The following is a 255-nucleotide window of genomic DNA, read 5'->3' on the forward strand; positions in this document are numbered from 1 at the left end:
CCAACATGGCGTGGCTCACGGGCTACGACGGCTGGTCGTTCTACGTGCATCAATGCGTGCTGCTCGCGCTCGACGGCGAGCCCGTCTGGTACGGCCGTGGACAGGATGCGAACGGCGCGCTGCGCACCGTGTTCATGAAGCGCGAGAACATCATCGGCTATCCCGATCACTACGTGCAGTCCACCGAGCGTCATCCGATGGACTATCTCGCGCGCGAAGTGATCGAGGCGCGCGGCTGGCAGTCGCGCCGCATCG

At 65.1% G+C, this 255-nt stretch carries 1 pseudogene; it reads left to right on the forward strand.

Features of this window, described 5'->3' with window-relative positions:
• A pseudogene (locus AABE10_RS36605) lies at positions 1-255 on the forward strand (ectoine hydrolase DoeA); the annotation flags it as partial.

Source organism: Paraburkholderia diazotrophica, from assembly GCF_038900755.1.
GTDB classification, from domain to species: Bacteria; Pseudomonadota; Gammaproteobacteria; order Burkholderiales; family Burkholderiaceae; genus Paraburkholderia; species Paraburkholderia diazotrophica_A.